Source organism: Shewanella sairae, from assembly GCF_023283535.1.
In the GTDB taxonomy this organism is placed as follows: domain Bacteria; phylum Pseudomonadota; class Gammaproteobacteria; order Enterobacterales; family Shewanellaceae; genus Shewanella; species Shewanella sairae.
On record NZ_JAKILT010000048.1, the window covers coordinates 1 to 20,504 of the forward strand.

Genomic DNA, 20,504 nt, shown 5'->3' on the forward strand with positions numbered 1-20,504 from the left:
CCATGCCAACCGTTATAGCCCATCGAATCCACGTCGTGAAATGGAATTTCAACCTCCATTTCAGCATGTAAGATACCTTTCATTAGCAGAGTCCTCGACTGATATCCTGATGATGTTCTACAAACAAACCGTTACCATGCCAACCGTTATAGCCCATCGAATCCACGTCGTGAAATGGAATTTCAACCTCCATTTCAGCATGTAAGATACCTTTCATTAGCAGAGCCCTCGACTGATATCCTGATGATGTTCTACAAACAAACCGTTACCATGCCAACCGATATAGCCCATAGAATCGACATCGTGAAATGGAATTTCGACTTCCATTTCAGCATGTAAAATGCCTTTCATTAAATAATGTCCTTATTATTTTCCGCACACTTCCCAATAACCGCTTTGGATCTTGTCCACGGTTGAACGCAGTGTTTGCTCTAGGGGTCTGTCTTCGGTCAGTAGTTCAAAATCGGCTTCAACTTGAGCCAGCGTATTGGCCAAAGAAGGGGTGATAGAGCTCTCGACTAACTCCTGTTGGGCGATGCGTAAGCGAATACCTTGAGACATGGCAAGTAACGCTGCGGCAGCAACTTGCTCAGTAAGCTGTAATACGCGCATACAGTCGCGAGCAGAGATAGTCCCCATGCTGACCTTATCCTGGTTGTGGCATTCGGTAGAACGTGAAAATACACTGGCTGGCATAGTGTTTTTCAGCGCTTCAGCTGTCCATGCCGATACACCGATTTGTACCGCTTTAAAGCCATGGTTAATCGCTTTACGGCTGCCCGTTGCACCAGACAAGTTTGCGGGTAAGCCATTATTGAATTTTTGATCCATGACCAAAGCCATTTGGCGGTCGATAAGATCGGCAATATTGGCCACGGCATTTTTCATCGCGTCCATGGCGAAGGCGATATGACCACCATAGAAGTGTCCGCCATGCAAAATGTGCTCGCCTTCGCCGTCAACAATCGGATTATCATTGGCGCTGTTAAGCTCAGTTTCAATAAACTGACGCATAAATGGCAGTGCGTCCTGCAAAACCCCAATAACATGCGGCGCGCAGCGAATCGAATATCTGTCTTGCAGTCTGTCAGAATTACGCGGATGGATATGGTGATTTAAATCTTCACGGATCCACGCGGCGATCTGGTTTTGCCCTGGGTGAGGTTTGGCGGCAAACAAAATATCGTCAAAGTGGTTAGAGTTGCCTTTTAAGGTTAGCGATGCCATAGCGGTAATACGGCTAGCAAGGCGCGCCATGTACTGGGCACGGTCATAAGCCAAACAGGCAAGGGCGGTCATAACCGCAGTACCGTTCATTAATGCTAGGCCTTCTTTTGGGCGTAGCTTAAGTGGCACGATATTTAGTTCTTTATACACATCACTCGTTGCGCGGCGCTCACCTTGATAAATCACATCGCGCTCACCGATTAATACGGCAGCCAAGTAAGATAGCGGCGTTAAGTCACCACTTGCGCCAACAGAGCCTTCTTCTGGGATAACGGGGGTAATATTAAGGTTTAGCAGGGTTTCTATGCGCTTCAGTAGCTCGTAAGTAACGCCAGACTTACCGACAGCTAGTGAACTCAGTCTGCACGCCATGACTGCACGAGCTTGCATTGGCGATAGGATTTCTCCCATGCCGCAGCCATGAAAACGAGTCAAATGCAGTGGTAGTTCATGGACTAAATCTAAACCCACAGTAACAGTACAAGAGTCGCCGTAACCAGTAGTAACGCCATAAACCACACCTTCTTCCTTGAGCAGGCTGTCGATAAACAGCGCGCCTTTTTGGATATAGGTTTGGTATTCAGCGCTTTGATTTAGCTTTGCTGTTGCGCCTTTAGCTATAGCCACCACATCTTCAAGTGAAAGGCTGTTGTAGCCAAATTCAACGGTGTTTAGGTTAGCGTTTTGGGTTGTGTGTTGGATCATTTGCTTGATTGTCCTTTGGGATCACCCGTATTACTACTGCAATCACTGTTTTGTGCATTTTCGCGCTGGAACTCTTCGTCCTTGCGCCAAAAATCATAAAAATTAAACCATTGCAGCGGCTCGCTCAGCGCAAAGCGCTCTAAGCGGCTGCTAAATTCTTTAACGGCGAGTTCGAGCCGCTCACTTCGACCAGCTCTTGGGCCTTTTAAGGTGGTGGCAAAGTGTTCTAAATGTACGTGGTAGCGGCCATTTTGACGTAAACAGAACATGGTATAAACTGGGCAGTCTAACAGGCCTGCCAGAATGAAAGGACCTTGTGGAAACGGTGCTTGCTTACCTAAAAAATCTTGATAAATCACTCTACCTGCGGTTTGGGATGAAGTTCTGTCACCCGCAATGACTACCAACTCACCATTTTCAATTTTTTGCTGCAGCAGCATAGAAGTGCTGGGACCTAATTCAGTCACCTGAATGAGGTTTAGCGCGCTATCTGGATTAAGCTGTTTTAGCACCTTGTTGAAATTTTCGGCATTTTCGGTAAGCACCATCACATTAACTTTTACTTTGCGCTGGTGGATTGAGATTGCCCGGCACAGCTCTAAGTTACCTAAATGAGAGACCAGTAATACCGCACCATTTCCCGCCGCGAGTTCATTGGCGAGCATCTCGCGATTAGGAAAGTCGACCTGTTCGAGTTTGATACGGTCGCACCAAGCGTCGATTCTATCGAGAGCGGCATTCCCAAAGGCAAAAAAGTGCTTTAGGCTGTCGCGCCAGCTAAGTGGCTCACCTAATTGCGGGTGATTAGGTTGCCTGGCTTTGACTTGGGTTAAAAACTGAGTCGATGCGGCTCTGGCGGTGGTGCCGGTTAAGAAGAAATAGACAATGACCGGATACATAATGGCGCGGCATAACCAATGACCGCCAAAACGGTAGCTTTCGGCTATCAGTTTTATGCCCCAATAACTGCCACGCTCAGTCATGCTCGACCAATGTTTATTTTGGTTTGAGCCTGCAAATGAGTGCTTAAGCTTGTAGAACAACTTTTTAGGTTGGCGCAGTAACATGCCAAAGAAGAGTTTGCTGTGCATTAAAGAAATGCGCAGGTTATCTCTTAGACCTTGAAAATGGCTAACGCCATCTTCCGGGTAAATCACTCGCGTTGGCAAGTGGATAACCTTAACGCCTTGCCAATAAAGGCGTACGAGCACTTCGATATCAAAGTCCATACGTTCGCCTAAGGCGTGGCTTAGAAACAGCTTTTCAGTGGCGGCAAGGGGGTAAATACGGAAGCCGCACATGGAGTCTTGGATATCAAAGCTTAAGGTTTCTATCCACACCCAAAAGTGGGTGATGTAACGGCCATATAAACGCCCTTTAGGCACGGATTCATCGTATTGTGGTAACCCTGATATCAAGGCTTCTGGCTCCGATTCTGCTCGCTCAATCATCGCCGGAATATCACCTAAGTCATGCTGACCATCAGCATCAACTTGCAAAGCATGGGTAAAGCCGTCGGCATAAGCCGTACGTAGGCCTGTCATGACCGCCGCGCCTTTACCGCGATTAAACGGGTGGTGAAGCAAGGTCACCCAAGGGTATTTTTCTGCTAGCTCGATCAGTAAAAAGCGGGTTTCATCATCGCTACCATCGTTAACTAAGTAGCAAGGCAGCTCAAAACTCGCTAAGCGCTCAAGGGTTTTCTCGATAGCGCCGCGATGGTTATAGTTGGGGACAACGAGGGCAATACGCATTAGCTTGCGCCTGTTGTTTGGTCTGTGTCTAGCGCAGTATTTAACGCTGCATTTAAGGCTATGCGGCCTGAGGCGAAGCGTTTATCGCCATCGCTGTAGGCAAATACCAGTTTAGCTTTAGCAGCATTATGGCTAATGCTTAAATCAACTTGCGTGCCGGGCAGCATTAACTGCTGAAATTTGAGTACTTCCAACGTGGCGATATCTACGCCGTAGCCAAAATGCGCACAGCCAAGTTTTATCGCCCAATCCAGTTGGGTTACGCCGGGGAGCACAGGCTGTTCGGGAAAATGGCCGTTGAAATAATTAAGGTCAGCGGCGATATCCAGACGCCATGTGGCGCTATCTGTATCGCTGCTCTGGCTAATAATGGTTGGCAGAGTCGATATAATCATTTGCTTTTAAACTTATCGATGTCGAATAGAGATAACATATTGGCGTGTACGCGCTTGCCTTGTGCGTTTACCGGCAAAGCGTCAGGGTAGCGCCAGCGCCTAGGTAAAGTGACTCGCTCAAATTGACTTAGAAGATGGTTTTTAAGCTGGTTATTTAACGCTAGCTTACCGTGTTGCTCCAATTGCTGTACGCCTTGTGCCGATAGCTCGATAGCTGCGCCAAGTTGCACACGTGGTTGCTCTAGCATTATGAGTGCTGCTTGAGCCACAAAAGGGTGGCTCTCAAGTAATGACTCCATTTGTACTAACGATAGACGCTTTTCTTCGACTTTAATAATGCGATCTAAGCGACCTTGCAATGAAAAAGTACCGTCAGTATTTAAGCTAATTTTGTCGTCACACTTTAACCACTCGTTATCTGGTAAATAGGGTGATTTAAGTAGCAGCGCACCATCTTCTTGGTTTTGCTCAATGGCGATCGATGCAAATGTTTGCCAGCTCGCATTTTTCTGATGTTGACGGCGATAAGCGATGCCGCCGGTTTCTGTACTGCCAAAGACTTCAATAGGGGGCTGACCATAACAGTTTGCTACGGCTTTTGAGGCCTCAAAGCTTAGTGGGCCGCCAGAACTAAAAACTAGGCTCGGCGCACGTAGTTGGCGCTCGTTATCTAATGCATCAGGAAGTCGAGAAAGCTGAGCTGGGCTGCTGATTAAGCATAGGTTTGGGAACAAATTAGCGTAGTAACTTAAGGTTTCTGGGTACTCGACTAAATCACTTAAAAATGGACGGCTAGCCGCCAAAGGCCAAAGCACTTTAAACAGCAAACCATAGATATGCTGGTGTGAAACCGTAGAAATAACGCTGCAATGGGGCAGGTGCTGAGCAAACGTGTGTTCAAGCACGCTGACTTCGGCATCTAGTTGGTCAATGGATTTGGCCACGCGTTTAGGTTTACCGCTGCTGCCCGAGGTAAATAACACTAACTCGCCCCAATTATTGGTTTGCGGCCAAGTGCTAGCAGGTGGATTGAGATCTTTATCTAGGCGTATAAAGGCTTTACCTTCACAGATGGGCATATTGGCAATGATGCCATCGAACTCATGGGTTAACTCGCTTAATGTACCAGCTTGAGTATTAGCTGGCAGGATCACTTGTTTGCCAGCTAATAAGCCAGCACAAAGGCCGACAGCAAAAAGATCGCTGCTTTCACTGCTGAGTAGCCAACGTTGGGCTTCAGAATCAGTTAGTTGCTGATAAAGCTGGGCAACCTGCGCGGAAAATACCCCACCGGTGACGATATCGTGGTGATTAAAGCTGATTAACTGCTGCGTTGCAGGACCTTGGCGTAGCCAAGATTTTAGTAGATTCGTCATGACTTTTTTAACCAAATAGTTCGATATAACCATTCACCACCCAGTAACGATCCGATAAGCAGATACGCAATGAGCCCGTTGTAAAGCGTCCATATTTCGATACTGGTATAGAGCGCGGTATACAGCGCCATACAGCCATTAAAGATAAATAAGCCGCACCAAATCAAGGTCACTTTGTTGAGATAAGTAATCGCTTCATCTGGTAAATCAGGCTCTTTTAATCTGGCGAGCCTTTCAATCATGCTAGGACCTTGTTTTAGCGAGTAGCCAAAAAGTGCCAGCATGGTTAAGTTAATCACCACCGGGTAATACAATAACCATTCGTTTTGTTTGGCGATAAAGCTACCAGCGGTGAGAGCAATTCCTACAACAATGGGCAGCATCAAGGCTTTTACTTGCTGCTTTTGTATCAGCAGGCGTATGACTAAAATGGCGCATAATGCTAATGCTATGCTGCCCGCAGGCAAATAGTGCAAACCAAAGTAAACTGCCAGTGGATAGGTGATAACCACTAAGCTTGTCACTATTTGCAGAAACAGCCGCATTAGTCTTTAACTAAGCCTTCAATTGCAGACACTACATCATCAACGGTTCTTACCGCTTTGAATTCTTCTGGCTTAATCTTTTTACCTGTCATTTGCTGCAGTTTGATCACCAGATCAACCGCATCAATGCTATCGAGATCGAGCTCTTCATACAATGAAGCGTCTAGAGTGATATCGTCTGCGTCAATTTCAAACTCATCAACTAAAATCTGCGTTAGCATTTCTAGGATCTGTTCACGACTTTGCATACTTCCTCCTAGGCGCGCTGCGACTCAATAAAGCTGACTAGGCTAGCAACGCTATAGAAGTGCTGCTTTGTTGCTTCAGAGTTAGCTTCAATTTTTACATCAAATTGCTTCTTGATTGCTAAGCCTAGCTCTAAAGCGTCGATAGAGTCGAGACCTAGACCATCGCCAAATAGCGCGGCATCAGAATCGATATCATCAATACTAACGTCTTCAAGATCCAGACAGCCGATGATCAGTTGTTTTATTTCGTTATCTAAGCTCATAAGTATCTATCTAATTGTTGTTTATAATAGTTTTCTAAGTCACGAGTCAGTTTTCGTGCCATTTTGGCATCGCCACCGGCTTCGGCATCATAGCGTAAATGGTGCTGGGTTTCGCCTATTTCTACATGCATACCAATTGTTCGCCTTGGCAGTTGATACCACTTTTGCTGCTTACTAAAACCCACTGTATTAGTTTTTAAAAAAACCGGCAATAAGTCGCTTTGAGTGCGCAGAGTGATATTGGCGGCTCCACGGGCAAAGTCATTAATTTTTTCGCCTATAACGGTACGGGTACCTTCAGGGAAGATAATTAAATTGGTGCCGCGATCAAGCACTGCTTTGCAATCTTTTAGTAATAATTCGGCGCCGCGATTAGGAATGTAACCTGCACATGACACCACGCCGCGTAAAAATGGATTACGCCAAAGCCCTTGCTTAACAATACAACCGGCATTAGGCATTAAACTAATTAACACTACTACATCGACCAAGGTTGGATGATTGGCTGTAACTATCATGCCTTTGGCGTTGCTAAGGCGGCTTAAGTCATCAACGCTGACATTAATCAGCCCTACCCAAGTCATCATGCGCACAAAGCCTTTAAACATAATATGCACGGCGCGTTGTACTCGCTGTATACGTTGTTGAGTTGTACCTGGCCAAAACCTTAGAATAGGCAAAATTGTTAATGAACTCAGTAAACCACCTAGACCAAATGCCATGTAGCAAGCTGTGCCTCCGATCCAACGCGGAACGTAGGCTAGCCCAGTAAGTTTAGGTGCTATAGGCTGAGGGTGTGGCGCTCGGTTAGTCACAAGTCAGCTCCCAGTGCCAACCCGATAAGATGCCGCTGATATTGCGCTTATTGGCAATACAAGCTAATAACTCACCATAGTTTAGTGGGTATTGGTGCTGGTTCGATATGGGCGTGAGTCTCAGGCTGGCAATGGCTTGCTTTGAATCATTTGCTGGTGAGAGCATAAATGCGATGGCGATTGGCCACTCAGGCTCGGAGCTAAATTGGCGATAAACTTGTGGCACAGGTTCGTCGGCATAGACTAATAAAAGCGGTTCAGGGTCGGCATGCAGCTGGCCGTAAGCTTCGATAAAGGCTTGAGAAAGCGTATTTTTGCCGGCAGCAATTGAAGTCGAAGCAGCTCGATTGTCATTGAAAATACTGAAGATACCACTCGCAGTGTTGTGCACCGATTGGCTAAAGCCAGTCGGAGAGAGTGGCGATTCATCGACGATATCGTTTAGCAAGCCTATAGTGCGGTTTATTTCACCATGTTGGGAAGCGAAAATGCTACGGCATTGGGCTGCAGGACTGCATTGATGCACGGCTTCTAGTATGATTTTGGTTAGTTTGCTTAGGCGTCTACGTTGCATCGCAGGCACATGAGCAAGCTTTGGCGTTGTGCTTACTTGCTCAGCTTCTGCTGAGTTTTTTGCAGGCCAATTTTGCCAATCCTCGGCTTGTTGGTGCTGCGGCGACCATGCGCCCCACGAAAGAATGCTGAACTTCAAATGCATTGCCTCTGTTACGAATTTCCCTTCGTATTGCCTGACTAATGGAAAGCTCTTTTGGTTTATACCGCTGACGCAGTATTTGGAGCCAAATAAAAGCTGAAATTGATGACATTATTCTACATCAAAAAACTTAGCTGCCATAAGTCCTTTTACGATACAGGTGTCATTTAAAGGTAAGAGGTATGTTGGATATAAAAAGAGCCCTAAACATTAGGGCTCTTTTTAAGTGCGGGATGTTTGAGTATTTAGTTCAGCTGTTTCTGTAATTTACGCAGTGCTGATTTCACCTTGCGTGAGTTTTCTGGTCCCATGCGGATCATTAACTTTTGCGCGTTTGGCAGAGCTTCAAGTTTAGGATCCACAAACTGGTAGTTAACACTGACGCCATCTAGCTCAATAGGCTGCTCAATGATTGGTGCATCAAGCATCACTTCAATGGCTTGTTGCATGCGCTCATTAAATGAAGTTTTACTGTAGCCCAGTTCAGCAAACGCTTCATTTAGCAACGGCGTTGCTTCTTTAAATGTTTTGCCTAACTGCTCATCGTTGAGACTCGCTAAAAAATCGGCATACAAGTCGTATCTATGGTAACTGTCTGGATTGATATAAGTTTTATTGGCAATATCAGAGACAGTAAAGCTAGTGCTTGGTGATTTTAATGGGCTAACCTTTCGTGCTAATTCGCCTTGAGCTAGGTTATCAACAAACACTACAAATTGACGGATCACGTTATCTTCGATGAGCAAAGGCTCGATCTCCATACCGTCGGCTACAGCTGTCACTTGCTGATGCACATACTTATCACTGTTAGCTAAAGCTGGCAGTGGTTCTGGCTCTGGTACAGGCTCAACTTCAGCAACAGGCTCTGGTTCAGGGGTAACCACTACCACTTCAGGCTCAGGCACTGCTTCTGTTTCTAGTGGTTCTGCTGGCACAGGATCTGGAATAACAACAGGCGCAATTATCTGTGGTTCTTCAGTTTTCTCATTACCACTGAGGTAGTAGTAGCCGCCAGCTGATAGCGCCACAACGGCAACAATTGCCAAAATCGCCAGCCCATTGGTGCCTGAACTCTTTTCCTGTGGTGAAATTCTATCTTCTTGACTGAGTTGCATTTTAACTCCTCTGCTACCGTGCAGTGATACGACTAATGATAAATTATAGCTCTCACCCATTCTGCAAAATTCCAACAGATTGTCTATAGGCTGAGGCTCTATTAAGGATATTTAATTTCTATAACAGGCTTAAGCAGTGGTTTACGCTTGTACAAACTGCTCACGATCGCCGAGCCATCGCTCAATAATGGCATCAGCACATTCAGGCGCTTGCTGCATAACATGGGCTGCGAGTTTTTGCACATGAGGGATAAGTGCTTGATCGCGCATTAAGTCGGCAATTTTCATATCGGCAATACCTGTCTGCTTGGTGCCGAGCACTTCACCTGGACCGCGGATCTCTAAGTCTTGTTGGGCAATCACAAAGCCATCATTACTCTGCCTTAGTACCCCAAGGCGTTTAGTGGCTGTTGCAGATAGTGGCGCCTTGTAGAGTAATACACAGTGGCTGGCTATTGCACCACGCCCCACGCGTCCGCGTAACTGATGCAGTTGTGCTAAGCCTAAACGTTCAGGGTTTTCGATAATCATTAAGCTGGCGTTAGGTACATCCACACCGACTTCAATTACAGTAGTAGCAACCAATAAATTAAGTGCGCCGGCTTTAAAGTCAGCCATGATCTGTTGTTTTTCAGCTGGTTTCATTCGACCATGCACTAAACCAATCTTTAGCTCTGGTAGCGCACGTTTTAGCTCTTCTGCAGTATCTTCCGCGGCTTGGCATTCGAGTACTTCAGACTCTTCAATGAGCGTACATACCCAGTAAGTTTGGCGCTTGTCGTTAATGGCTGCTTGCCTAACGCGCTCAATCACATCATCACGGCGTTGATCCGCTATTGCCACCGTTGTTACTGGCGTTCTGCCGGGGGGCAGCTCATCGATAATCGAAGTGTCTAAGTCGGCATAAGCTGTCATTGCTAACGTTCGCGGAATAGGCGTAGCCGTCATAATCAATTGATGCGGATGAAAGCCTTGGCTAATACCTTTTTCACGTAGACCTAAACGCTGATGTACACCAAATCTATGTTGCTCATCGATAATGATCAAAGCGAGTTTATTGAATACCACCTGCTCTTGGAAAATGGCATGGGTGCCAATCACAATATGTGCGTCACCAGACTCGATATCAGCCAATGATTGCGTTCTGGCTTTGCCTTTTAGTTTACCCGCAAGCCAACCCACTTTGAGTCCGAGTGGTTCAAACCAGGCAGCGAAGTTAATGGCATGCTGCTCGGCAAGCAATTCAGTTGGTGCCATCATGGCCACTTGATAGCCACTTTCAATGGCTTGCAGTGCAGCTAATGCGGCGACTAAGGTTTTGCCTGAGCCGACATCACCTTGGACTAGGCGCATCATAGGTTCATGCTTTTCTAGGTCGCGGCCAATATCGGCAACCACTCGTTGCTGTGCACCCGTTGGCTTAAATGGCAGTGATGCTAAAAATGGATTGAGCAATTGACCTGTGGCATTCATGCTCACAGCATGGTCGCGATTACTGCGCTGACGTAGGCGCAGCATACTCAGGTTATGTGCAAGCAGTTCTTCTTGAATTAATCGCTGTTGAGCAGGGTGGGTGCCTTGCTCTAACTCAAATAGCGATACTTGATTATTGGGGCGATGCAAAATGTGCAAGGCTTGCTTTAAATCTAAATTGTTCGGTTGCAGATTAGGCGGCAATAGCTCTGGTAAGCCACCATCGTCTAGCATCGCCAATGCTTGCTCGGTGAGCTTTATCCAGCTGGCTTGCTTCAAGCCTTCAGTAGTTGGATAGACTGGCGTCAGTGTGTCGCTTAACTGTAGATCTTCACCCGCAGCAATCAATTTATATTCAGGATGAATAATTTCAACGCCATGATTACTGCGACGGATCTCACCATAGGCACGAATAGTCATGCCTATCTCTAAGCCGTTACGCTGGGCAACAGAGAAATTAAAAAAACGTAAGGTGAGGCTGCCGGTATCATCGCGCACGGTGCAAGTGAGCATGCGCTTGCGGCCTTGAATAATTTGGCTCGATTGAATAACGGCTTCGATGGTGCCGTAACTGCCAGGGTAAAGCGAGGCAATAGGGTAGACTTGAGTGCGGTCCTCATAGCGCAGCGGCAGATGGAACAACAGATCTTGCACTGTTGTTATACTCAGCTTTGCTAATCTCTCGGCCATCTTTTTCGCGACGCCTTTGAGAGCTGTAATAGGGACAAGATCGAGTCTTTGCAAAAGGTTAGCACTCAAACACTGTAAATTTATACATATATTATCAGAGTTATTGGTTTACGCAAATTTGATGGCTAATGCTGATCATAACCAGCCTTTCTGTTTGGCGATTCTAGCGGCATCAATACGGTTAGTGGCATGTAACTTGCTCATCGCCTCACTAAGATAATTTCTTACTGTGCCTTCGGCAATAAACAATGTGTTTGCTATGTCTGCTGTACTTTTGCCTTCAGCGGCTAGCCTGAGTGCGCGACGCTCTTTATCGTTAAGTGGATCTTGCTCACCAATTGCCATAATGGCAAGTTCCGGGTCGATTACCCGCTTGCCAGCCATGACTTGGTTGATGGCGGCAATCAATGTGTCTGATGGAGCATCTTTTAGTAAAAATCCACCAACCCCAGACTCTATCGCACGTTTAATGTAACCTGCACGGCCAAAGGTGGTGACGATGACTATCTTTAATTCAGGTTTATGGCTTTGGCACCAAGTGGCGAGCTCTAGCCCGGTGAGACCAGGCATTTCTATATCGCTAAGGAGTAAGTCAAACTCTTGCTGTTGCAGTAACTTTAAAGCTGCATCACCATCGGCAGCTTGCACCACATCAAACTCACCACTCAAACTGAGCAATGCACTGAGCGCCCCGCGTACCATGGCTTGATCTTCGGCTAAGAGTATTTTCATCGTTGTGGCATTCCTGACTGTGGCAGTCTAATGGTAAATTGGCATTGCTGGCTTAAATCCCATGACAGCGTGCCCTGAAACTGTTGCAAACGTTCGCGGATCCCTTTGAGACCGTTACCTTGCTCTAAATTGTCTAGCTGACCATTATCAGTGATCTGAATAATAATCTGTTGCTCATTCTGGCTAAAGCTTAAGCTGCATTCCTGTGCCTGGCTATGGCGGATAACGTTATTGCACAACTCAGTCAAACTGAGAATTAAATGGGTCTCGAGATCGCTACTTAGATTAGGGATATCTCCCTCTAGTTGCACACTTAAGCCTTTATCACGCAAGGTTTGGCATAAGTTAGTTACGCTGGCGGCAAGACCTTTATGCTTATAACCCGATACGGTTTGGCGGATCTGGCTTAGGCTGTCTCGGGCAATACTATTGAGTTCGCTTAGTTGTTGCTGTGCTTGCTCAATATCATTCTTAGCCAATAGTTTTTCGGCAAGCTCGGCTTTGAGTGAGATAGACGAAAGACTGTGGCCCATAATATCGTGTAGATCGCGGGCTATCCGTTCCCGCTCCAGCATCGTGGCTAGCTGATGGATCTCTTGTTGGCTTTTTTGCTGTTTACATAGATTTTCAATACGTCTGCGCTCAATCACACCAAATAGGCCAACGCCGGCAATTAACCCTGCGCCATAAATGACCCAATAATAATGATCAAAGTTAAGGCTTAGATTGAGTAATGCCAGCACGCCTATGAGGCTAATTAAAGCCAGCGCTGCTTTTTGAAGTGGGTAGAAAAAACCGATAAAAAAGGCGGCAAAGGTAAATAGCGATAACGAGCCGGTATTAATTGGGGTGACAGCTATCGCAATGGCGATCATCGCTAGTATGGGCAGGTGTGCACGACTGCTGTTACTTCGATAAGCCCAGAAGTAGCAATAAATAAACGGCGCTAATGCAGCCAAACTAAGCAGAATTTGCCACTGCGGCATATCGATAATGAAATAGGGGATAAAGTAGAAAACTAAATTGATCAGATAGACCCATGCATACTTGTCTTCTGTCTTGCTTGCTGGGTTTGGTATGTCTTGCGTCATGGTTAATTCCTTTTAGTTGGAGAGGGCTTTAAGTGCAGCACTCTCCATTTTCGAACTGTTTTTCTTTTTGACTCAATTACACCGCTAGCTTTTGGTGTTTTGTTGAGTGTTCTGTTGTAAAAGAAACTGCGCCCAAGCGTAGTCTGACTCTACTGTTAATGCTTGCTGCCAATCAGCAACAGCCCCCTCTAAATCCCCTAAGCTTTGCTTGGCTAGCCCTCGCCAAGTATAGGCTTCAGCGTATCCCCAACAGATGTTATCGCAAGGATTGGCGTAAAGTTCAATGGCTTGAGTCGCTAAGTCTGCTGCGCGCTGCATACTACCACCGTACATAGCGGGTGTATTAAATGCGCTAATGGCCTGTACTAGCGCGACTCTTGGGTTATCAGCCTCAAGTTGCTTGGCTTGTTGTATTGCCTTGCCAGCTTTCGGGCCATAAGTAACGGCTTTGCTGTTATCAAGCGCGATAAGCATGCCGTAGACAGATGATAGCAGTGCAAGGTTGTCGGCATTACTGCTGGCACTGATTAGGCTTTCGAGAGTCTCTTTGGCATCTTCTAGAGCTGCAAGGGCAAGTTGTGGTTGGCCTAAAATATTAGCACTGATTGCTAGACGATAATTAGCATAAGCTTGGCTATAGTCATTACCCTGTTGGGCGTAATCTGTCAGTGTTTTTACATCCATATGGTTTGCAGCGGCATCAATATTTTCAATACTTTCAGCATTGGCGATTTGGCTACCTAAAGCAGATGAAATACCAAGTGATGTAACGAATAATAGTGTTTTCATATCAATCTCCATTTGAGTGTTTTACCGACCCTGGTCGTGGGCGGTATTCTTGGGTACGGTTCTAGTATTGAAGATTGCGACAGATAAATGCAGACACAAACGTCACCAGTTTAGGGTGACATTTGTAATTTTTTATAAAGAGGCTGTTTATGCTGATGGGAATTAGGGACAAAAAAATGGCCTAAAGTGCAGTGCACTTTAGGCCATTTCTATTTAGCTTTGAACTAAAGGTTTAGCGTTTAAACTTGAGCGACCAAGTAGCCGATGTAACCTAGATAGCTTAATACCAGTATTGCAGCTTCACGACGACCAATACGCAGACCTGTGTAAGCAAAAGGCAGTAAGATCACCGCAAAGGCAATCATCGCACTCCAGTCTAAAGTGGTAATTTCACAGCCGCTGATTGGGTGGATAAGTGCAGTCACACCTAAAATACCCAAAATATTGAATAGGTTTGAGCCAACAACGTTACCAATTGCGATGTCGCTTTGACCTTTAAGTGCTGCCACGATAGAAGTCACAAGCTCTGGCATACTGGTGCCGATAGCAACAATTGTTAAACCGATAATCACTTCGCTAATGCCAAATGATTGCGCCAGAGCAACAGCGCCATCAACGAATAAAATGCCGCCACCCACTAACATGCTGATACCGATAACGATAAATAGCACAGATAGCATTGGGTTTTGCTTAGTATCTTCAACATCATCGTCAGTTTGCTTTTCAGCAGCGAAATAGCTGAAAGTTAAGTAAGCCACTAGTAATGCAAATAAAATTGCGCCGTCCCAGAAGCTTAAGCCAGCATCGAGTAGCAGGCTCCAGAATAATAGTGACGCAGCAATCATGATTGGAATATCACGACGCACCATTTGCGACTCAATTTTGATCGGACGGATAAGCGCGGTAATACCTAAAATTAGGCCGATGTTGGCAATGTTAGAGCCAATCACGTTACCTAAAGCGATACCACTATTACCGGCAATCGCAGATTTTACGCTTACTGCAAGTTCTGGCGCACTGGTACCAAAGGCAACAATGGTTAAACCAATAATAAGTGGTGTAAGCCCTAATCTTAGGGCTATTTGGCTTGCTCCTCTTACTAAGGCTTCTGCGCCAACAGTAAGAATTAGAAAGCCGCCGAGTATCGACAATAAAATAAACATGGTTGACTCTATAAATTGGGTTTCTTTGAAAGGATGGCAAGAATAGTTTCTTTCCAAAATTGCGCAATAAAAAACTGCGTGTTACTCATTAAATTTAGTTAATTGCTGATTATTTGTCACAAAAACAAAACGGCACACTTTGAAGTGTGCCGTAATAACTTACCTAGTTTTACAAAAAAAGTTCAAATTTCATCTTCCCAGCAAACTTTGCCGCCGCGAGTGCCATCCACTTTCTCGCTAAACTTCTTCTCAAGTACATGACGTTTAATTTTCAATGTTGGGGTCAACACGTCGTTTTCAACGTCCCAAGGCTCACTGACGATAACAATAGCGTCGACAGTTTCATGTGACTCAAGATGTGGGTTCACCGCATCAACAGTATCTTTTAGTGAGGCTCGTACTTCTTCTCTTGGTTGTAGAGCTGCACCTTCTGATAGCTGTACTAACGCGATAGGGTGCGGCAGACCAGAACCAATAACACAGATCATCTCTACATGGGGATCTTGTGCCAGTTTACGCTCGATGGGGACAGGGGCTACATACTTACCCTTAGCCGTTTTAAAGTTGTCTTTAACGCGGCCAGTAATGCTGACGTTGCCTTCATCGTCGATAGAACAAAGATCGCCTGTATGGAAGAAACCTTCCGCATCAAAGCATTTGGCACTTTCTTCTTCTTGCTTGTAATAGCCTTGCATTAAGCCTGGACTCTTAACCAGTAATTCACCAACATCAGACTGCTTAGCCTCACAACCTTCAACGGCGCGACCAACTGAGCCTATTTTACGAGGATCAAACGGATGGTTAATAATCGAGTAAGCACAGTTTTCCGTCATGCCCCAGGCTTCAGAGATGTTCAAACCAATCTTGTGATACCACTCAACCAATGATGGCGGAATGGGGGCTGAGCCTGAACCCAGCAGGTGACAATGCTCTAAACCTAGCCCTTGATGGATTTTACGCTTAACGATACCACTAACAATCGGTACTTTTAGCAGGAAGTTAAGCTTGCTGTAGCCAATTTTGTCGATAATATTTTTTTGGAATAGGCTCCAAAGGCGTGGCACCGAGAAGAAAACTGTCGGTCTTGCGCGCTGCACATCAGCAACAAAACTGTCTAGGCTTTCAACAAAAGCAACGCTACTGCCTGAATAGAATGATGAGCCTTGAATCGCCACACGCTCAGTAATATGTGCCAGTGGCAAATAAGACAGTAGTCTGTCTTCAACATCCGTTTTTAGATCGCGCACTACCGCAGTACAGGTCCATGCGTAGCTAGCGAAATTCTGAATTGCGCCCTTAGGTTTACCGGTAGAACCTGAGGTGTAGATGATGGTCATGATCTGCTCAGGTGTTGGTAGCGGTGCATCAATTAAAGGCTGACCCATATTGAGCATCTTGTCCCAGTGGTATTGAGACGGCATGGTGTCGTATGGCATAGCAAGACGTAGAATATCGCCGCCTACGCCCGCTTCTTGATCGGCCCAGTAATCTAGCTTGCCGATAAAAATCGCTTTAGCTTCGCTGTGTTCTAGGGTGTAGCGAATGGTGTCTGCGTTAGCGGTTGGGTAGATAGGGACACTAATATAGCCGCCATGCATTAGGGCTAAGTCAGTAATAAACCATTCGGCACAGTTTTTAGAAAGTACGGCAACTTTGTCGCCAGGATTGAGGCCGAGATGTCTTAATGCGCCAGCAATCTGCTGCATTTTGGTTTGTACATCACGCCAAGTAAAAGTCTTGTATTGACCATCAATTGGCTGCTTTAGATAAACTTGATCGCCTTGTTTTTCAACCCAATGTTCAAGCATCTCAATTGGTGTTTTCATAGAAGATTCCATCGCATTTCCATATTGATTCAGTTGATTCCAATTCAGCTTATATCTATATAGTTGTTTTAATCGTTCGTTTAATAAGCTGGTTTCATCTTGAGTATGGCGAAAAATGTGATCTAAGACAAACTTTTTCAAACGGGTGTTACAATTTTGTTGTAGTGATGAAAGGGCGCGAATGACAAGGAAATGATTTATGTGGGGGAAGAGAGGTTGTCGATAGGGGAATGGGTCAGCACTAAATGACGTTATAGTGCTGACTTGTCAGTTTTTACTCTTCGTCAGAAGGGGCCCGCATTTTTTGCCACCAGTCATCATCGGCAACAATTTGTCCGCTTTCATCAACGGCTGGGTAAGGTAGCTTTTTACGGCGACAAGCTTTGGCATAAATCGGGTGGCCTTGCTCGAATAGCTTTATTTGGCAATAAGCTTCATCGAGTTTGCGGGTGCCATACATGCCTGCTTCAGTGCGTTGACGCTGAGCTTCATACATGATCAGTGCGGACGCTACTGATACGTTTAGCGACTGCACCATGCCTATCATAGGGATAATGATGTGCTGGTCTGCTGCAGCGATTCCTTCAGGGCTCACGCCATCGCGCTCGTTACCCATAATAATCACAGTGGGCTTAGTGTAATCAATCGCTCTGAAATCGACGGCCGTATCGGAAAACGTGGTCGCTAGAATTTGCATGTCTTTAGCGCGAAACTCTTCAACCGCTTGCGCCATACTCTGATGTACGCGAGTCTTTACCCATTGCTGGCTGCCTGAAGCGGTATTGCCTGATACGCGCATTTCTAGCTCAGACCAAACCGCGTGGACTTCGTGAATGCCGGCGGCATCAGCAGTACGCAGTACCGCGGCAATATTATTACCCTTGTGTACGGTATCTAAGCAGACGGTGAGATCGGGTTGGCGATTATCTAACATCTCATTGATGCGGGCGAAACGTTCAGGACTCATGATTGGCTTCTAAATTAGTATGGTATTAAATAATGGGGTTAAAACAAAATGGGCGCCGTAGCGCCCAATTGATAAAGTGAGGGTTGATTAAAGCTCCATCACTCCGTCCATCTCAACAAGTGAATCTTTTGGTAGTTGCTTTACACCAATCGCTGCACGTGCAGGGTAAGGCTGCTCAAAGTAGCGGCCCATAACGTCATTAACCGTGGCGAAGTTACTTAGGTCAGTCATAAAGATATTCAGCTTTACGATATCGCTAAGTGAGCCGCCAGCCGCTTGGCAAACGGCAGTTAAGTTTTCAAATACCTGTACAACTTGCGCTTCAAACTCGTCACTTACCATTGCCATTGTTTCAGGATCTAATGGGATCTGACCAGAGAGATAAACCGTGCTACCCACTTTAACTGCTTGAGAGTAAGTGCCAATTGCTTGTGGCGCTTTAGCGGTCGCGATAATGATTTTTTCTGCCATGATCTGTCCTTGTATTAACTGATTACAATGCTGTGTGTTAACGATTCCTAGATGTACGTAATACTTCAGGTAACACCCTGATCCGGCGCATTACGTTCGCTAAATGAATACGGTCACGCACTGAAATACGTAAGTTGATCAGGAACACACGACCATCACGTTCTTCAGTGGTTAAGTTGTGAATATTTGAACCTGCCGAGGCAACGATAGAGGTGATTTTCGCTAATGCACCTTGGTGGTTAACAATTTCAACGCGTAAGTTAGCTTGATACTCAACGCCTTCTGCACTATCCCATTGTACTGGAATGTACTTGTCTGGCTCGCCTTGGTAGCCACGAATATTGGCACAGCTTTCCATGTGTACCACGAGCCCTTTACCTGGACTCACGTGGGCAATAACGGCATCCCCAGGAATTGGGCGACAACAGTTTGCAAAGGTAACCAGCATGCCTTCAGCACCACGAATAGACATGGTGTTGTTTTCTTTATGATCTTCAGGCGTTATCTGGTCGCCAAGTAAGCGCTGTGCAATCACAATGCTCATTGCGTTACCTAAACCAATATCAGCAAGAAGCGAGTTAAGCGAGTCATGCTTGGTATCGCTAACAACTTTGTCTATCTGTTCTTGTGATAAACCATCTAGCTTGGTTTCACCCAGAGCGTGATTCAGTAGGCGCTTTCCGAGTAGTACAGCGTCGTCTTCTTTTAAGCTCTTAAGTAACTGGCGAATCTTAGCGCGTGCTTTACCGGTAACCACAAAGTTAAGCCAGGCCGCATTAGGGCGTGCGCCGTTAGCGGTAATAATCTCAACGGTTTGGCCGGAGATAAGTGGCTGACTGAGCGGATACGCTTGGCGGTTAACTTTAGCGCCGACGCAGGTATTACCTACGTCTGTATGCACTTCGTAAGCAAAGTCGACAGGTGTCGCGCCCACTGGTAGCTCTAAAATACGGCCTTCAGGGGTGAACACATAAATCTCTTCAGGGAAGAGTTCAGTCTTAAAGTTTTCAACGAATTCAAAAGAGGTGCTGGCGCTTTGCTGAAGTTCCAGCAAGCTTTGCATCCACTTACGGGCACGCACTTGGGTTGTGGTGCCTTGCTCTGCTGAGCTGCCTTTCTTATACAGCCAGTGAGCCGCGACCCCTTTATCAGCCATTTGGTCCATATCTTCGGTGCGAATTTGAATCTCAACCGGTACTCCGTGAGGGCCAAAAAGCGAAGTATGCAGTGACTGATAGCCGTTAGCTTTAGGGATAGCGATATAATCTTTGAAGCGACCTGGATGTGGCTTATAAAGGCCGTGCATAGCACCCATTACGCGGTAGCAAGTATCGATAGAGTCAACAATGACTCTAAAGGCATAGATATCCATGACTTCTTGGAACTGCAGTTCTTTATTACACATCTTGTTATAGATGGAATAAAGGTTTTTCTCACGACCTTTCACTGTGCCTTGTAGGCCAGTATCTTCTAGACGTGTAGTAATTGCTGCTTCGATACTCTGAATAATTTCTTTACGATTGCCGCGAGCAGATTTAACCACCTCTTTAAGTACGCGATGTCGCATCGGATAGTAGGCTTGGAAGCCTAGCTCTTCTAACTCGCTCTTAATATTATGAATACCAAGACGGTTGGCGATTGGGGCGTAAATTTCGAGGGTTTCACGGGCAATACGACGGCGCTTATCTGGGCGCAGAGCACCTAAGGTGCGCATATTGTGAGTTCTATCGGCAAGCTTGATTAAGATGACACGAATATCTTGGGTCATCGCCATCATCATTTTGCGGAAGTTTTCAGCTTGGGCTTCTTTCTTGTCGCGGAATTTAAGCTTGTCTAATTTAGAAACACCTTCAACCAGTTCAGCAATCGACTCGCTAAATAGCTCAGCCAGTTCTTCTTTGGTTACCGGGGTATCTTCGATAGTGTCGTGCAAGAGGGCGGCCATAAGCGTCTCATGATCGAGACGCATATCGGCCAGGATGCGGGCAACCGCAACCGGGTGGGTAATATAAGGTTCGCCACTCGTGCGCATCTGACCTTCATGGGCATCACGCGCCACCTGATAGGCCTGCTTGAGTAATTCTACCTGCTCAGGTTCTAAATAACCTGAAGCAGACTCCTTGAGACCTTCAAACAGATACAAG

General features: G+C 46.0%; 21 protein-coding genes. 1 reads left to right on the plus strand and 20 read right to left on the minus strand.

Going from position 1 to position 20,504, the window contains the following annotated elements; all coding sequences use genetic code 11:
• Positions 1-205, plus strand: a 205-nt coding sequence (locus tag L2748_RS17420) for a hypothetical protein (protein WP_248957722.1), incomplete at its 5' end; no start/stop codon positions are given.
• A gap of 11 nt (positions 206-216) precedes the next feature.
• Here the strand turns inward: L2748_RS17420 and L2748_RS24475 are convergent.
• From L2748_RS24475 to spoT, 20 genes are all read right to left on the minus strand, one after another.
• Positions 217-351 carry a hypothetical protein gene (locus tag L2748_RS24475; protein WP_276516282.1) on the minus strand — a complete coding sequence of 45 codons (135 nt, stop codon included), beginning with the start codon at positions 349-351 and terminating at the stop codon, positions 217-219.
• Positions 352-366: 15 nt separating this feature from the next.
• Positions 367-1,932 carry an HAL/PAL/TAL family ammonia-lyase gene (locus L2748_RS17425; protein WP_220780462.1) on the minus strand — a complete coding sequence of 522 codons (1,566 nt, stop codon included), beginning with the start codon at positions 1,930-1,932 and terminating at the stop codon, positions 367-369.
• The gene (locus L2748_RS17430; RefSeq protein WP_220780461.1) at positions 1,929-3,686 is read right to left on the minus strand and encodes a glycosyltransferase family 2 protein; all 1,758 of its coding nucleotides are present in this window, start codon (positions 3,684-3,686) and stop codon (positions 1,929-1,931) included. Before L2748_RS17430 ends, L2748_RS17425 begins: the two co-directional genes overlap by 4 nt.
• Positions 3,686-4,081, minus strand: a complete 396-nt coding sequence (locus L2748_RS17435; RefSeq protein ID WP_220780460.1) for an ApeI family dehydratase — start codon at positions 4,079-4,081, stop codon at positions 3,686-3,688. The genes L2748_RS17430 and L2748_RS17435 overlap by 1 nt, the downstream gene beginning before the upstream one ends.
• Positions 4,078-5,457 (minus strand): AMP-binding protein, encoded by a 1,380-nt coding sequence (locus tag L2748_RS17440; RefSeq protein ID WP_220780459.1) that lies wholly within the window; start codon positions 5,455-5,457, stop codon positions 4,078-4,080. Before L2748_RS17440 ends, L2748_RS17435 begins: the two co-directional genes overlap by 4 nt.
• A complete protein-coding gene (locus L2748_RS17445) occupies positions 5,454-6,002 on the minus strand; it encodes a COG4648 family protein (protein ID WP_220780458.1) in 549 nt (182 codons plus the stop codon). Before L2748_RS17445 ends, L2748_RS17440 begins: the two co-directional genes overlap by 4 nt.
• Positions 6,002-6,250 (minus strand): acyl carrier protein, encoded by a 249-nt coding sequence (locus L2748_RS17450; RefSeq protein WP_220780457.1) that lies wholly within the window; start codon positions 6,248-6,250, stop codon positions 6,002-6,004. Before L2748_RS17450 ends, L2748_RS17445 begins: the two co-directional genes overlap by 1 nt.
• 8 nt (positions 6,251-6,258) lie before the next feature.
• A complete protein-coding gene (locus L2748_RS17455) occupies positions 6,259-6,513 on the minus strand; it encodes a phosphopantetheine-binding protein (RefSeq protein ID WP_220780456.1) in 255 nt (84 codons plus the stop codon).
• The gene (locus L2748_RS17460; RefSeq protein WP_246616118.1) at positions 6,510-7,328 is read right to left on the minus strand and encodes a lysophospholipid acyltransferase family protein; all 819 of its coding nucleotides are present in this window, start codon (positions 7,326-7,328) and stop codon (positions 6,510-6,512) included. Before L2748_RS17460 ends, L2748_RS17455 begins: the two co-directional genes overlap by 4 nt.
• Entirely contained in the window at positions 7,321-8,046 is a 726-nt protein-coding gene (locus L2748_RS17465) for a beta-ketoacyl synthase chain length factor (RefSeq protein ID WP_220780455.1), read from the minus strand. Before L2748_RS17465 ends, L2748_RS17460 begins: the two co-directional genes overlap by 8 nt.
• A 242-nt stretch (positions 8,047-8,288) precedes the next feature.
• On the minus strand, positions 8,289-9,158 hold the full coding sequence (locus L2748_RS17470) for a DUF3014 domain-containing protein (protein ID WP_220780454.1): 870 nt from the start codon (positions 9,156-9,158) through the stop codon (positions 8,289-8,291).
• Positions 9,159-9,299: 141 nt separating this feature from the next.
• The gene (gene recG, locus L2748_RS17475) at positions 9,300-11,375 is read right to left on the minus strand and encodes an ATP-dependent DNA helicase RecG (RefSeq protein ID WP_220780453.1); all 2,076 of its coding nucleotides are present in this window, start codon (positions 11,373-11,375) and stop codon (positions 9,300-9,302) included.
• Positions 11,376-11,456: 81 nt separating this feature from the next.
• A complete protein-coding gene (locus L2748_RS17480) occupies positions 11,457-12,053 on the minus strand; it encodes a response regulator transcription factor (protein ID WP_220780452.1) in 597 nt (198 codons plus the stop codon).
• Positions 12,050-13,144, minus strand: coding sequence for a sensor histidine kinase (locus L2748_RS17485; RefSeq protein WP_220780451.1), 1,095 nt, complete (start codon positions 13,142-13,144; stop codon positions 12,050-12,052). Before L2748_RS17485 ends, L2748_RS17480 begins: the two co-directional genes overlap by 4 nt.
• A gap of 84 nt (positions 13,145-13,228) precedes the next feature.
• Positions 13,229-13,933 (minus strand): tetratricopeptide repeat protein, encoded by a 705-nt coding sequence (locus L2748_RS17490; RefSeq protein ID WP_220780450.1) that lies wholly within the window; start codon positions 13,931-13,933, stop codon positions 13,229-13,231.
• A 239-nt stretch (positions 13,934-14,172) separates the two neighbouring features.
• Positions 14,173-15,096 (minus strand): calcium/sodium antiporter, encoded by a 924-nt coding sequence (locus L2748_RS17495; protein WP_220780449.1) that lies wholly within the window; start codon positions 15,094-15,096, stop codon positions 14,173-14,175.
• Between the two features lie 182 nt (positions 15,097-15,278).
• A complete protein-coding gene (locus L2748_RS17500; protein WP_220780448.1) occupies positions 15,279-16,934 on the minus strand; it encodes an AMP-binding protein in 1,656 nt (551 codons plus the stop codon).
• 262 nt (positions 16,935-17,196) lie between these two features.
• A complete protein-coding gene (gene trmH / locus L2748_RS17505; RefSeq protein ID WP_220780447.1) occupies positions 17,197-17,889 on the minus strand; it encodes a tRNA (guanosine(18)-2'-O)-methyltransferase TrmH in 693 nt (230 codons plus the stop codon).
• An 87-nt stretch (positions 17,890-17,976) separates the two neighbouring features.
• Positions 17,977-18,360 (minus strand): RidA family protein, encoded by a 384-nt coding sequence (locus L2748_RS17510; RefSeq protein ID WP_220780446.1) that lies wholly within the window; start codon positions 18,358-18,360, stop codon positions 17,977-17,979.
• Between the two features lie 37 nt (positions 18,361-18,397).
• Complete coding sequence (gene spoT / locus L2748_RS17515) at positions 18,398-20,503, minus strand: bifunctional GTP diphosphokinase/guanosine-3',5'-bis pyrophosphate 3'-pyrophosphohydrolase (RefSeq protein WP_220780445.1); 2,106 nt, start codon at positions 20,501-20,503, stop codon at positions 18,398-18,400.
• Between the last annotated feature and the right edge of the window lies 1 nt (position 20,504).